The sequence below is a fragment of the Pontibacter korlensis genome, from assembly GCF_000973725.1.
Lineage (GTDB): Bacteria > Bacteroidota > Bacteroidia > Cytophagales > Hymenobacteraceae > Pontibacter > Pontibacter korlensis.
In genome coordinates this window covers 3,891,738-3,903,818 of the sequence record NZ_CP009621.1, presented here as the reverse complement: position 1 = coordinate 3,903,818, position 12,081 = coordinate 3,891,738, and the positions used below count along the sequence as shown (strand labels likewise).

General features: G+C 47.2%; 13 protein-coding genes. 8 read left to right on the top strand and 5 right to left on the bottom strand.

From position 1 onward, the window contains the following. The first annotated feature begins 37 nt into the window (after positions 1 to 37). Positions 38 to 862 carry a hypothetical protein gene (locus tag PKOR_RS16780; protein ID WP_046312268.1) on the top strand — a complete coding sequence of 275 codons (825 nt, stop codon included), beginning with the start codon at positions 38 to 40 and terminating at the stop codon, positions 860 to 862. A 117-nt stretch (positions 863 to 979) separates the two neighbouring features. On the opposite strand, the gene dapA is transcribed toward PKOR_RS16780, so the two are convergent. Then, the gene (dapA, locus tag PKOR_RS16775; RefSeq protein ID WP_046312266.1) at positions 980 to 1,849 is read right to left on the bottom strand and encodes a 4-hydroxy-tetrahydrodipicolinate synthase; all 870 of its coding nucleotides are present in this window, start codon (positions 1,847 to 1,849) and stop codon (positions 980 to 982) included. Positions 1,850 to 2,080: 231 nt separating this feature from the next. Continuing rightward, positions 2,081 to 2,845 (bottom strand): creatininase family protein, encoded by a 765-nt coding sequence (locus PKOR_RS16770; RefSeq protein ID WP_046312264.1) that lies wholly within the window; start codon positions 2,843 to 2,845, stop codon positions 2,081 to 2,083. 143 nt (positions 2,846 to 2,988) lie between these two features. Between PKOR_RS16770 and PKOR_RS16765 the strand changes: the two genes are divergently transcribed. Together PKOR_RS16765 and PKOR_RS16760 are read left to right on the top strand one after the other, a co-directional pair. Continuing rightward, entirely contained in the window at positions 2,989 to 3,465 is a 477-nt protein-coding gene (locus tag PKOR_RS16765) for a DinB family protein (protein WP_046312263.1), read from the top strand. A gap of 253 nt (positions 3,466 to 3,718) precedes the next feature. Continuing rightward, a complete protein-coding gene (locus PKOR_RS16760; RefSeq protein WP_046312261.1) occupies positions 3,719 to 3,955 on the top strand; it encodes a hypothetical protein in 237 nt (78 codons plus the stop codon). Between the two features lie 195 nt (positions 3,956 to 4,150). Here PKOR_RS16760 and PKOR_RS16755 read toward each other — a convergent pair whose 3' ends face one another. Next, positions 4,151 to 4,447, bottom strand: coding sequence for a hypothetical protein (locus tag PKOR_RS16755; RefSeq protein ID WP_046312258.1), 297 nt, complete (start codon positions 4,445 to 4,447; stop codon positions 4,151 to 4,153). A 201-nt stretch (positions 4,448 to 4,648) separates the two neighbouring features. Here PKOR_RS16755 and PKOR_RS16750 point away from each other — a divergent pair, with 201 nt between their 5' ends. Further along, complete coding sequence (locus tag PKOR_RS16750; RefSeq protein WP_046314600.1) at positions 4,649 to 5,149, top strand: metallophosphoesterase family protein; 501 nt, start codon at positions 4,649 to 4,651, stop codon at positions 5,147 to 5,149. Between the two features lie 111 nt (positions 5,150 to 5,260). On the opposite strand, the gene PKOR_RS16745 is transcribed toward PKOR_RS16750, so the two are convergent. After that, complete coding sequence (locus tag PKOR_RS16745; RefSeq protein ID WP_046312256.1) at positions 5,261 to 5,440, bottom strand: hypothetical protein; 180 nt, start codon at positions 5,438 to 5,440, stop codon at positions 5,261 to 5,263. A gap of 76 nt (positions 5,441 to 5,516) precedes the next feature. Here PKOR_RS16745 and PKOR_RS16740 point away from each other — a divergent pair, with 76 nt between their 5' ends. Together PKOR_RS16740 and PKOR_RS16735 are read left to right on the top strand one after the other, a co-directional pair. Continuing rightward, positions 5,517 to 6,563, top strand: a complete 1,047-nt coding sequence (locus PKOR_RS16740; RefSeq protein WP_046312254.1) for a threonine aldolase family protein — start codon at positions 5,517 to 5,519, stop codon at positions 6,561 to 6,563. 122 nt (positions 6,564 to 6,685) lie between these two features. Beyond that, positions 6,686 to 7,309, top strand: a complete 624-nt coding sequence (locus tag PKOR_RS16735) for a DNA-3-methyladenine glycosylase family protein (protein ID WP_084694824.1) — start codon at positions 6,686 to 6,688, stop codon at positions 7,307 to 7,309. 62 nt (positions 7,310 to 7,371) lie between these two features. Here PKOR_RS16735 and PKOR_RS16730 read toward each other — a convergent pair whose 3' ends face one another. Next, on the bottom strand, positions 7,372 to 8,460 hold the full coding sequence (locus PKOR_RS16730) for a DNA topoisomerase IB (protein ID WP_046312253.1): 1,089 nt from the start codon (positions 8,458 to 8,460) through the stop codon (positions 7,372 to 7,374). A 272-nt stretch (positions 8,461 to 8,732) separates the two neighbouring features. Here PKOR_RS16730 and PKOR_RS16725 point away from each other — a divergent pair, with 272 nt between their 5' ends. After that, on the top strand, positions 8,733 to 9,137 hold the full coding sequence (locus PKOR_RS16725) for a hypothetical protein (protein WP_046312251.1): 405 nt from the start codon (positions 8,733 to 8,735) through the stop codon (positions 9,135 to 9,137). Positions 9,138 to 9,219: 82 nt separating this feature from the next. Continuing rightward, positions 9,220 to 12,069 (top strand): M16 family metallopeptidase, encoded by a 2,850-nt coding sequence (locus PKOR_RS16720; RefSeq protein WP_046312249.1) that lies wholly within the window; start codon positions 9,220 to 9,222, stop codon positions 12,067 to 12,069. Positions 12,070 to 12,081: the final 12 nt, after the last annotated feature.

Genomic DNA, 12,081 nt, shown 5'->3' with positions numbered 1-12,081 from the left:
TTTAGCTGTATCTTCGTAGTCTTATTAGTTGATGTGTATGAAAAAGAAACTGCTTGCACCGCTACTCAGTCTCCTGTTATTCTTTAGCTGCAGCGAAGACGATGATCAAGTGGCTCAGCCTAGGCCAGAGCCGCAGAGCCCGTGTTATCTGTTAGAACAAACCATCAGTTCTGCAGACAGTGACAGTACTATTAAGTACACTTACGATGAGCTGAACCAGGTAGTCAGAACGGAGCATTACAAGCAGGAAGAGCTATTAGCTATCCGCACCTACAGCTACAACAACGCTGGCCAACTAACTGAGGAGAGACTATTCCAGCCAGATGGCGAAAGTGAGATTAACTTTACCACCTATAGCTATAACCCGGGCGGGCGCTTATCGAGGTATGATGTAAAGCAACGGGTGCCGGAGCTAGAGATAATTCGTAGAGTAGCTTCTTTCAAGGCTGTTTATGATACACAAGGCCGCTTGACTTCAGCTACAGACTACCTTTACCTTAACAATGCTGAGAGTAACAATGGGTCAGTTTCTATATCATATCCGGTTAACAGGCCAATTGCTACTACTGTAAGGAGTGCACAGGGAGAGACGTACAGCGTCAGCTATGCACAGGATACCCTTAGCTTTGCACCCTTATCTGCAACACCCATTTTCCAGCAACGCAGGCCAGGCATTGGTTACCCTAACCTTCATAACTTCACCAGTCTTACCGCTACCAACGGAGACAAAGAAGAGATTAGTAGCCTAAGCTATACAAGCAGCCTTGAAAAGAATGAGCAGGGTTACCCTATAGCAGAAACGATAAAATTTAACGATAAGCGTGAAGAGCGCATCACCTATACATACAACTGTCCTGACTAAACACTATTGAGCTGGATACTTGAACATCGCTTCACACAATGATACCCAAAGCAGCAAAGCCCTGCATCTATCTAAAGATGCAGGGCTTTGCTGCTTTGGGTGAATAAAGCCTTTAGATTACAGCAGCTTGTACAGTCTGTCTTTCAGGCCAGAAGAAGCTTCAACAAGTGGAAGCCTTACCTGCGAGGAGCAGACACCAAAGCGCTCCAATACAGCTTTTACCCCTACAGGGTTTGCCTCTTCATACATCAGCGGGTTAATGTCTACAAAGCTTAGCAGCAAGTTAGAAGCCTCTTTGAAATTGCCATCCAGGGCCAGGCGCACCATATTGGAGAACTTTCCTGGGAAAGCATTAGCCAGCACCGAGATAGCTCCTTCAGCTCCAAAAGTAGCCATTGGCACTGTTTGCATATCGTCGCCGCTGATCAACATAAAGCCTTCCGGCCTGTGTTTGGCAATGTACATGCACTGCTCCAGGTTACCTGAGGCCTCTTTTGTACCAATTATGTTTTCGTGGCTCGCCAGCTTTATTGTTGTTTCGGCAGCCACATTGCTAGCGGTACGGCCTGGCACGTTGTACAGTATAACAGGCACGGGAGAAGCATTGGCAACCTGCACATAGTGCTGGTAGATACCCTGCTGCGACGGCTTGTTATAGTATGGACTTACCGATAGTATAGCTGAAACACCTTCCAAATCGGTAGAGGCAATTGTGTCAAGCACGTGCTGTGTACTGTTACCACCCAGCCCGTACACCAGCGGCGCACGCCCATTCACATGCTTTCTTATTACCTGCAGTATTTCAGCTTTCTCTTGGGTTGTTGTGGTTACAGATTCTGCAGTGGTGCCGTTTACCACCAGGTATTCTACGCCGCCATCCAGCACGAAGTCCAACAGTTTGCGAAGTGCCTCATAGTCTACGGCTAGTTCTTTTGTGAAAGGCGTTACCAGAGCTACGCCTGTTCCTCTTAGTTTTTCTTGGATCATTCTTTTGACTTATGAAGTACGAAGTTCGAACTATGAATTGGGAACTGCAAATAACGCAGCCGTAAACTAGTAAACCGCGCCATTTGTAGCCCCAACTGTTATAACGCAAACCTGAGGAGTGTATTTAGTTGTAAAAGGAAAAGGAAGGACAGCCGATGTTATAACTTAATCTGCTAATCCCAACGCACTGCCCTATCCATTGCCTTTTATAGAACAGAGGCAAGAAGTAATTTAATCGCCGTATCGGTCATTAATAGCTACATTGGCAATTTCGGAAAGCAGTCCGGCAATGTTCTGGGCTGCAGCTTTTAGAAAAGCAGCTCCCTTCTCTTTGGTCGCGGCCTTTGGGTTACCAACACCTGTGTCGGCTGTTACCATAGACCATTGCCGCTCCGACCATGCCCAGCCTTCGCGTATGCCTTTGATCTTCGACTTACGCTCTTTACCCTCTCCTGCCTCTTCCAATGGCAGCACAAGGTCAGGGCGAAGGTGCAGCAAAAGACTTGTCTCCATCTCATCGGCATGATCGCCGGGCGCATCAAAGAACTGTTTGCGGTCTGCAGCCTGAATCCAGAAGCAACTCACCAGGAACATCTCTGGGTAGCGCAGCCCTAGCTCACGCAACATCGGCTTAAAATCGTTCCCGCCATGGCTGTTCAACACCAGCAGTTTCTTAATACCCTGCCTGTTCAGCACAGCCACAATATCATCAAGTATAGCCAACTGCGTGCTAGGGTTCAGGTTAATATCCAACTTGATGTCTGCCTGGCCAGTATTAACGCCAAAAGGAATTGTAGGAAGCACCATCACTTTGGTGCCATTTTCCCAGGCAATTTTAGCAGAGGCAGCAGCTATGGCATCAGCCTCTATAACATCTGTTGCGTAAGGCATGTGGTAATTATGGGCCTCTGTGGCTCCCCAAGGTAGCACCACTACGTCTACATCCTGGTCCTTTAGCGCCTTCCAGTTAGTTTCGGCAAGTATGTATGGTCTCATGCGGTATATGGGTTTTGATAGATAGTAAAGATAAGATTTTAGCTTAAACGTAGCACGTGCTGGTTAGATGTTATACATAATCCTTTCCCAAGCAAATCTTAACTCTACCAATTACATTATAGTATGTTCTTTAAAAAAGGGCTATGACACACGACCAACAACTACGCGATCATTTAGTAAAGCTACTGCGGCAAGGGCAGGCTTTTAGAACACAGCAGGAACTGCTGGAAGGTATTACGGTAAGGGAGGCTGGTGAACAGGTGGAGCAACTGCCTTATACTATATGGCAACAACTGGAACACTTACGCTTTACGCAGCGGGATATACTTAACTTCAGTAACAACCCTGACTACCAGGAACCGAACTGGCCCGATGACTACTGGCCCTCTCAAGCAGCCCCACCGGACCAAAAAGCAATCAACAATACGATAAAAACGATCACTGACGACCTTGAGCAGATGGTGCAGCTGGTTCAGAACACAGACAATGATTTGTTTAAACCCTTCGCTCATAGCCAGGGACAAACACTACTACGCGAGGCGATGCTGGTTGCCGAACATAATGCTTATCACCTGGGGCAGATTGTACTCATCAGACGGCTGCTTGGTAAGCTGAAGTAAGAGGCGCCGTTTCTGGTAGGCCATTTGTTTCACACAGGTAGTGCACGAAATTGTGACCTTTAAGTTGTACAGATTAAACCACTTAGAGAAATGATCAAAATTCTGTCTTTAGCTCTTTTTGTAATATCGTTATGTATATAAAATGGTATAAATCACACCTTTTAGCTTTGGTTTATCGTAAAAGCTAGTATATAGTACAGGCAAAATTTGGTGACACCTTGTACTATTTCATGTATAATCTACTCTTAAAACTATGAAAAATATATTTTTTACAGGTGTTGTGGTGTTCAGTACTTTAGGTTTTACAGCCTGTGAAAGAACAAGTAACACCACCAGCCTAGAAACTGAAGAAGATAACCAGGTGGTAGTAGACCGTGACTCTGTGGCAACAGAGTATGAGGTAACCGAAACAGTGGTTCAGTACGATACCACCACCAGAACTAAAACAGTGGACGCTGAGGCAGACCAAGAAAAGAAAAAGGATAATTAAGGCTTTGCTTCCAAGCCTGCTTAGATAAGATCTTGCTGATTACACAAAAAGCACCTGTCTCCTTTCTGAGACAGGTGCTTTTTGTGTAATGTACTAACTGCAGCCTAAGTCTCACTAAAAGCAGAACGCCCCAAACAGGCTGGCATGTCCGGGGCATTAAAGGTATCCACCCCAGTACTTAATTTACATTGAAGGCTACTGGTATTCGTTTCTTCTTTTCGCCTGTTCCTCCAGGGCCTTTAGTTCGTGCTCGGCAGCTTTTAACCTATTCTTAGCGGCCTTCTCCCGCTGTTCAGCCTCTTCAGCATAACGCTCAGCTTCCTGAACCTCCCGCCTCAGACGCTCTACCTCCTGTTGCTGATGTGCCACCTCTGGATCGTTTGATACGTTTCCACTTCCAGAAAAAACAGAGCAGCCTACTATTAGAGGAAAAAGCAGAATGACCAAAGCGGAAATCAATGTTTTATATGTTTTTTGTGTACTTGTTTTCATGTTAAAGTTAAATTAGTTCTGTTTATACCTACGTCACTGTATTAGAGGTGGTTCTATTTCATTGACATGCGCTCCAGCCATACCTCCCTGGCTACCGTGCTGTTTCCACAGAGTTCTCGCAATTGCAAGCTTGAGCTTGTGGGAACAAAACTTTTCCTGCAGGATTTCGCTAACTTCACATCTGAAACAACTAGTATCCCTATGCTTAAGATTGGCCTCCTCTCCGACACTCACTCCTACCTCGACGACCAGGTACTACGACTGCTCTCAGACCGTGACGAGATCTGGCATGCCGGTGACTTTGGAAATATAGAAGTGTCGGACAGGCTGCAGGAGCTGGCACCGCTCCGGGGGGTGTATGGCAATATTGATGATGCCGCTATCAGACAGGTACACCCCAGGGTGAACCGTTTCGAGTTGGAGGGGCTAGATGTAATGATGACACATATTGGTGGTTATCCTGGCAAGTACCACCCAGACGTGCGCCAAGCCATAATGCAGAACCCGCCACAGCTCTTTATCACTGGGCACTCTCATATTCTCAGGGTCATGACAGATAAAAACCTGAACAACCTACTGCACATAAACCCGGGCGCGGCAGGCCGACATGGTTTTCATAAAGTGCGCACGATGGTTCGCTTCAACATACTTGAGGGGAAAGTACAGGACCTGCAGGTACTGGAGCTTGGCAAGAGAGCATAAAAAAAGTGTGCCTGCAGGTGCAAACACACTTGATGTCTAGTTTAGTAAGCCGCCGCCATTCGCTTTCACTAGCAGCGGCAGCAGATGGACTTACTTTCGCTAAAATAAGAATTACTCAGCAGCAGTTTCTGCAGTCTGGTTTTTTGGAGTCTCACCAAATTGAGCTCTCAGCTCGTCCATGTCAACGTTCTTGATAACTGGCGTAAGCAGAAGCTGCTTGATTTTAGCCTGTTTGTTGTTGGCTCTTGCCTTATTTTTGCGATCTTTTCTTTTTAGTCTAGTAACTCCCATCGTTGCAATGTTTTTAATTTGAAGGGCAAAAGTAAGTTATTATTTTTACAAAGTAAAGTTTTCCCAAATCAAATTCATGATACAAAAGATAGACCTCCGCTCCGATACAGTAACAAAGCCAACCCCTGAAATGCTTCAGGCCATGTTTGAAGCCCCCGTTGGCGATGATGTATACGGAGAGGACCCAACAATAAAAGCTCTTGAGGAGAAGACTGCCGCCATGTTTGGTTTAAAGGCTGGCCTCTTCTGCCCTTCCGGCACCATGACCAACCAGATTGCCATAAAAGTACACACCGCACCTCTAACAGAGGTTATATGCGATATAACAGCACACATTCACCAGTACGAGGGTGGTGGCATTGCTTTTAACTCGGCAGCCTCTACAGCGCTGGTCCATGGCGAGCGGGGTAAGATGACACCGCAGCAAGTTGAAGCCAATATCCGTCCGCTAGATAACATCCACTTCCCGGAAACGCGCCTGGTGGCCCTGGAGAACAGCTGTAATAAAGGCGGCGGCTCTTACTATACGATAAAGGAGATTGCGGCCATTTCTGAAGTTTGCAAGCGCCACAACCTGGCCCTGCACCTGGATGGTGCCCGCGTGTTCAACGCCCTGGTAGCTTCCGGCGACTCTGCCAAAGACTATGGTTTATACTTTGATACCATCTCTATTTGCCTTTCTAAAGGATTAGGTGCTCCGGTAGGCTCTGTTCTACTCGGCTCTAAAGAGTTCATCAAGAAAGCAACAAGAGTACGCAAGGTAATGGGTGGTGGCATGCGCCAAGCTGGTTACCTGGCTGCGGCTGGCATGTATGCCCTGGATAACCATGTAGAGCGACTACAGGAAGACCACCGCCGCGCCAAAGAACTGGAGCAAGCTTTACTGCAGACAGACTATGTGGAAAGCGTGCTTCCGGTAGAAACAAACATTATCATCTTTAAGCTAAATGAAAAGGTGAGCGATGTAGCTTTTGTACAGGCTCTGGCAGAGCAGCACATACTTGCAGCAAGCTTCGGCCCACAAATGATCCGTTTTGTGACCCACCTCGATATTACTGAGGAGATGCACCAGCGTCTGCTACAGGTTTTGCAAACCCTTAGCTTTGAGAAAGTAGAAGCGTAATGTTTATGCTAGCCTAGAGAGGGGACTACAAGAGTTTTGAGTTTTGTAAAAACACCCGTAGTCCCCTCAAAAAGATAATTTGCTTCTTGCGTCCTTCACTCTTTATCAAATGTCCTGAAACTATGAATACCTCTTACCCTACTTTAGAAATGATGTCAGCCTTTGCAAACGATCCCATCATTTGTGAGATTATAGAGCAAGGGCAGCCACTGAAGTCCTCCCGCTCCGAAGATTTATACTTAAAACTGCTGAGTGCCATTATATCGCAGCAACTAAGCACCAAGGTAGCGGCGGTAATTTTCAGGAGGTTCAGAGAGCTTTTCCCGGAGGAGTACCCGCACCCGCAACTAGTCCTAGAGGCACCAGATGATGTTTTAAGAGGTGCTGGCTTATCGTTTCAGAAGATTGGCTACGTACGCAATGTAGCTGCTTTTGCTGCAGACGGCAATTTAAAGCATGCCACTATCGATGCGATGGAAGACGAAGACCTGATCAGGCACCTTACCCAAATAAAAGGTGTGGGCCGCTGGACAGTAGAAATGCTGCTGATGTTTGCCCTGGAGCGCCCAGACGTATTCCCGGTGGATGACCTTGGTATCCAAAATGCGATGAAGCGGCACTATGGTTTAGAAACAAGCGGCAAAGCTCTTCGTGTGCAAATGCAGGAAATAGCTGAAAAGTGGCGCCCCTACCGCACCATTGCCAGTAAGTACCTCTGGCAATCTTTAGACAACATCCCAGGATAAGAATAACCAGTTTAGCGGTATTGCAGCCTAGCACCCCAACACATACAAGTATAAAGTATAGGTTAGGCTGCTGACGCCTTTTTCTCTTTTGCCACACGTTCCAGCATTTTTAGCACTAGTTCTTCTGTACCAGATAAGTGCTCTATTTTGGGTTTTGTGGCATCATGTCGTTTCAGGTAATTCATCAGCCTGTCTTCCCGGAACAAGTTTACCACCTCCGGATGTATATAGTATTTACTGCAAACAGTTGGTGTATTACCCAAGCCTTTTGCTACCTCTTTAACGGCTGCCTTTATAGCCTTTTCCTTGTCCAGGTCCGGCTCCGCTTCCAGCACGTTTTCCAGGCACTCCACCATGCGTACGGTACCTCCCCAGGTGCGGAAATCCTTTGCCGAAAAGTCGTGCTCAGTAGCTTCCCGCAAATACTCATTCACATCACCTGATTCAAGTGTTTGCCGCTCCCCGTTTTCATCAAAATACTGAAACAGGTCGTATCCTGGTATGTCTTTACATTTTTTTACGAGGCGGGCTAGGCGGCGGTCCTTCAGGTCTATTTCTTGCGCTACTCCTTTTTTTCCTACAAAAGAGAACTTGATGTTACTGCCATCAATCCTTACATGCTTGTCGCGCAGCGTGGTAAGCCCGTACGATTTATTCGATTTTGCATAACTGCGGTTACCTATTCGGATCAAGGCATTGTCCAGAAGTGTTAACACGAGGGCTGTCACCTTGCGGCGGTCCAGGTTACGGGAAGCAATATCCTGCTGCAGACGCTCGCGGAGCTTAGGAAGGGAATAGCCAAATTCTATCATGCGACCAAATTTGGTAAGGCTGCGGGCCTGCTGCCACTGCGGGTGGTATATGTATTGTTTTCTGCCTTTGGTATCGCGCCCGGTTGCCTGTAGATGACCTTTCGGAGACTTGCAGATCCATACAGCTGTCCAGGCTGGGGGTATAACTAAAGCGTTTAGACGCTCCAGTGTTTTCTCATCTGTAACGCGCTCCCCTTTATTATCAAGGTAATAAAACCCTTTTCCTGCTTTTTTGCGCGTGTAGCCCGGCCCCTCATCAGAGGTGTAACGCAGGCCTGCCCAGGCGGCAGATCTGCTGGGGTCAGCGTACAGCTCGTGTATTTCCTTCTTCTTTGCCATCTTCTGAAGCTTCTTGTTCCTGCTTCCTGCACTTCATACTTAAGTTTGTAGCAAAAGTTGTACAGTTTTTATCTATAACCGGAAGGATGATCTCAAGATCTGATACCGCATACCACTAAATAATTACTCTTACTGCAGTGCTTGAGAAGCAATGATTTAGCCTGAGCTGCTAACTCGCGCTTTGATTGCTGTCTGTTACCTGATCTGTCTCCTTTCATACTTTGCCGTTTCTACTGTATATTTACCACCTATACCATTTACACCGGCGCATCATGCACAAGAACATATCATACCTCTATGCCTTTTTTGGATTCTTCTTGCTCGGTTGTGGCGTTGTGGCCGTAGACCTGGCTGGCGAACAAGCCAACACAGCACTGATAACTGGTGCTGCAGGAGGTTTGATGGGACTTACAGCGGGTCACTTCCTGAACAGAGGCAAGCGCTGGGGTTTTATGTTGGGCACAGTGGAAGCAGGCTTACTTACTCTACTCCTGGGCTGGCGCGCAGGCACCTATTTTATCAGACTGCTCAGTGAGGTGCAACAACAACAGGGAGCGGAAACAACTGAAACTGCAGGTATGGCATTCCTGCTGACGACTGCTATGTTGGTAATCTCGCTGCTTACTTTAACAGTCTCTGTTATGTTTGCAAAGCAGGTGTTGAGCGAGACAAAATAGAGATTCGTCTACAATATTTTTATACTACTCTTCCTATTTGCTATATTGTAATGTGATAACATTCACTTTAACATTATAGCAAATGATGAATAAAACCGTGCTCAGCATCATACTTACTGCAAGTGTGGTGGGCGTTGCTGAGGCTCAGACAAAACTCGTGGAGAAAGTTACCAAGCAAGGCGACGAGCTGGTAATTCCTTACACAAAATACAAGCTTCCCAACGGCCTTACGCTGATTGTGCACGAAGACCACTCCGACCCCGTGGTGCACGTAGATGTAACCTACCACGTTGGCTCTGCTCGTGAGGAAGTGGGCAAATCAGGTTTCGCGCACTTTTTTGAGCACATGATGTTCCAAGGCTCCGATAACGTGGCCGATGAGGAACACTTCAAGATCGTATCAGAATCTGGCGGTACTTTAAATGGTACTACCAACCGCGACCGCACCAACTACTTTGAGACGCTGCCAAGCAACCAGTTGGAAACCGCGCTTTGGCTGGAGGCCGACCGTATGGGCTTCTTACTTGACGCCGTAACGCAGCCGAAGTTTGAAGTACAGCGCGAAACGGTAAAGAACGAGCGTGGTCAGAATTACGATAACCGCCCCTACGGCCTGGTGTATGAGATGACCTCTAAAAACCTCTACCCTTACGGCCACCCATACTCCTGGACTACGATCGGATACATCGAAGACCTAAACCGTGTCAATGTAAACGATCTTAAAAACTTCTTCCTGCGCTGGTATGGACCAAACAATGCTACGCTAACCGTGGGCGGCGATGTGAAGCCAGCGGAAGTAGTGAAGTTGGTAGAGAAGTATTTCGGCTCTATTCCTGCAGGGCCTGCTGTACAGGACATGACGCCTCAGGTAGCTCAGCTGGACAAAGACCGCTACGTAAGCTACGAGGATAACATCCGCTTCCCGATGCTGCGCATGACCTACCCTGTGCCGGAGTCAGGCCATAAAGATGAACCAGCGCTGGACGTACTGGCTGAAATCCTTGGTCAGGGTAAAACCTCTATCTTCTACAAGAACTTTGTTAAAGAGCAGAAAGCGATGCAGGCTTCGGTGTACAATTCTACTTCTGAGTTGGCAGGTGAGTTCAGCATCACTGTAATGGCTTATCCTAACACGCCTCTTGCCCAGAGCGAGGAGCTGGCACGCCAGTCTATCGCCGAGTTCGAAAAACGCGGTATCAACGACGAAGACCTGCAGCGCTTTAAGGCACAAGCAGAGTCCAGCCTGATAAACCGCATGGCAAGCGTAAGCGGCAAAGTTTCGCAGCTAGCTTACTATGAGACCTTCCGCAACAATGCAAACTATATCCAGGAAGAGCTGAAGCGCATTCAGTCGGTTACAAAAGAGGATGTGCAGCGTGTTTATACCCAGTACATCAAGGGTAAGCCAGCTGTCATACTAAGCGTAGTGCCAAAGGGTAAGTCCGAGCTATTGGCTAAGGCTGATAACTATACTGTCTCTAAAGATGGCTACACAGCCGAAGCAGATGCGTATAGCGGCCTGAAGTATACCAAGGCTGTTGATACGTTTGACCGCAGCAAGCGCCCAGGTGCAGGCGAAAACCCTATCGTGCATGTGCCAGATTACTATACCGGCAAGTTTAAAAACGGGCTGAAGCTGATTGGCACGAACACGAATGAAATCCCAACTGTTACCTTACAGCTTTCAATCAAGGGTGGTCATCGTTTAGAGGCAAACACCCCAGCCAAAGCCGGTGTTGCCTCGCTTACCGCTGGTATGCTAAACGAGGACACACAAAACTATACTTCAGAGCAGTTCAGTAATGAGTTAGATAAATTAGGTAGCTCTATCCGCATCGGTTCAGGCAACAGCGAGACATATGTTATTGTACAGTCGCTGAAGAAGAACCTGGACAAAACACTAGCGCTGCTGGAGGAGCGCTTGTTCCGTCCCAAGTTTGCGTCAGAAGATTTTGAGCGCCTGAAGAAACAGCAACTGGAAGCTATCGCTAACCAGGCTACACAACCTACAGCTATTGCTAACAATGTATACAGCAAGCTGCTTTACGGCGACGGTCATATTATGGCAGTACCTTCTTCAGGTACTACTGAAACAGTAGAGAACATTACTCTGGAGGATGTGAAGAAGTTTTACAACGACTACTACTCTCCTTCTGTAGCGCAAATGGTTGTAGTTGGCGACATCTCTGAGAAAGAGCTGATGGGCAAACTTAGCTTCCTGAAGAAGTGGAAGAAGAAAAATGTGAAGCTGCCAGCAGACATGAAGGCTCCTGCCATTGACAAAACGCGCATCTACTTGGTAGACAAGCCTGATGCAGCGCAGTCAGAGATCAGAATTGGTTATGTAGCCATGCCATTCGATGCCACCGGTGATTATTATAAGGCCAACCTGATGAACTACAACTTGGGTGGTGCCTTTAACAGCCGCATCAACCTGAACCTGCGCGAAGACAAAGGTTATACCTACGGCGCCCGCTCATACTTCAGCGGCAGCGAATATGCTGGTCCGTTCACAGCTTCGGCTGGTGTGCGTGCCGATGCTACTGCTGAGTCAGTAACGGAGTTCATGAAAGAGCTAACAAACTTCCAAAAGAACGGCGTAACTACTGAGGAACTGAAGTTTATGAAGAGCTCTATCGGACAGGCCGACGCCCGCCAGTATGAAACGCCATACCAAAAAGCAGGTTTTTTGGGTCGTATACTAGAGTATGACCTGAGCAAGGATTATGTGAAGGAGCAGACCGAAATTCTGAACAACATCACCGAACAGGAAATTGATGCACTGGCAGCCAAGAACCTGCCGGTAAACAATATGCATATTGTGGTGGTAGGCGATAAGAAGACGGTTCTTCCAAAACTGCAGGCTCTGAATTACGAAATTGTGGAGCTTGATACAGATGGAAACCCAATCGGCACCTCTTCCGTAAAATAAAGCACATACTAC

Bases quoted from the DNA above. Each gene is read 5' to 3' on its own strand.
- PKOR_RS16760 (WP_046312261.1), top strand. From the start codon at position 3,719: ATGAAAAATATATTTTTTACAGGTGTTGTGGTGTTCAGTACTTTAGGT.
- PKOR_RS16780 (WP_046312268.1), top strand. From the start codon at position 38: ATGAAAAAGAAACTGCTTGCACCGCTACTCAGTCTCCTGTTATTCTTT.
- PKOR_RS16720 (WP_046312249.1), top strand. From the start codon at position 9,220: ATGATGAATAAAACCGTGCTCAGCATCATACTTACTGCAAGTGTGGTG.
- PKOR_RS16765 (WP_046312263.1), top strand. From the start codon at position 2,989: ATGACACACGACCAACAACTACGCGATCATTTAGTAAAGCTACTGCGG.
- PKOR_RS16730 (WP_046312253.1), bottom strand. From the start codon at position 8,460: ATGGCAAAGAAGAAGGAAATACACGAGCTGTACGCTGACCCCAGCAGA.
- PKOR_RS16755 (WP_046312258.1), bottom strand. From the start codon at position 4,447: ATGAAAACAAGTACACAAAAAACATATAAAACATTGATTTCCGCTTTG.
- PKOR_RS16725 (WP_046312251.1), top strand. From the start codon at position 8,733: ATGCACAAGAACATATCATACCTCTATGCCTTTTTTGGATTCTTCTTG.
- PKOR_RS16735 (WP_084694824.1), top strand. From the start codon at position 6,686: ATGAATACCTCTTACCCTACTTTAGAAATGATGTCAGCCTTTGCAAAC.
- PKOR_RS16750 (WP_046314600.1), top strand. From the start codon at position 4,649: ATGCTTAAGATTGGCCTCCTCTCCGACACTCACTCCTACCTCGACGAC.
- PKOR_RS16745 (WP_046312256.1), bottom strand. From the start codon at position 5,440: ATGGGAGTTACTAGACTAAAAAGAAAAGATCGCAAAAATAAGGCAAGA.
- PKOR_RS16740 (WP_046312254.1), top strand. From the start codon at position 5,517: ATGATACAAAAGATAGACCTCCGCTCCGATACAGTAACAAAGCCAACC.
- dapA (WP_046312266.1), bottom strand. From the start codon at position 1,849: ATGATCCAAGAAAAACTAAGAGGAACAGGCGTAGCTCTGGTAACGCCT.
- PKOR_RS16770 (WP_046312264.1), bottom strand. From the start codon at position 2,845: ATGAGACCATACATACTTGCCGAAACTAACTGGAAGGCGCTAAAGGAC.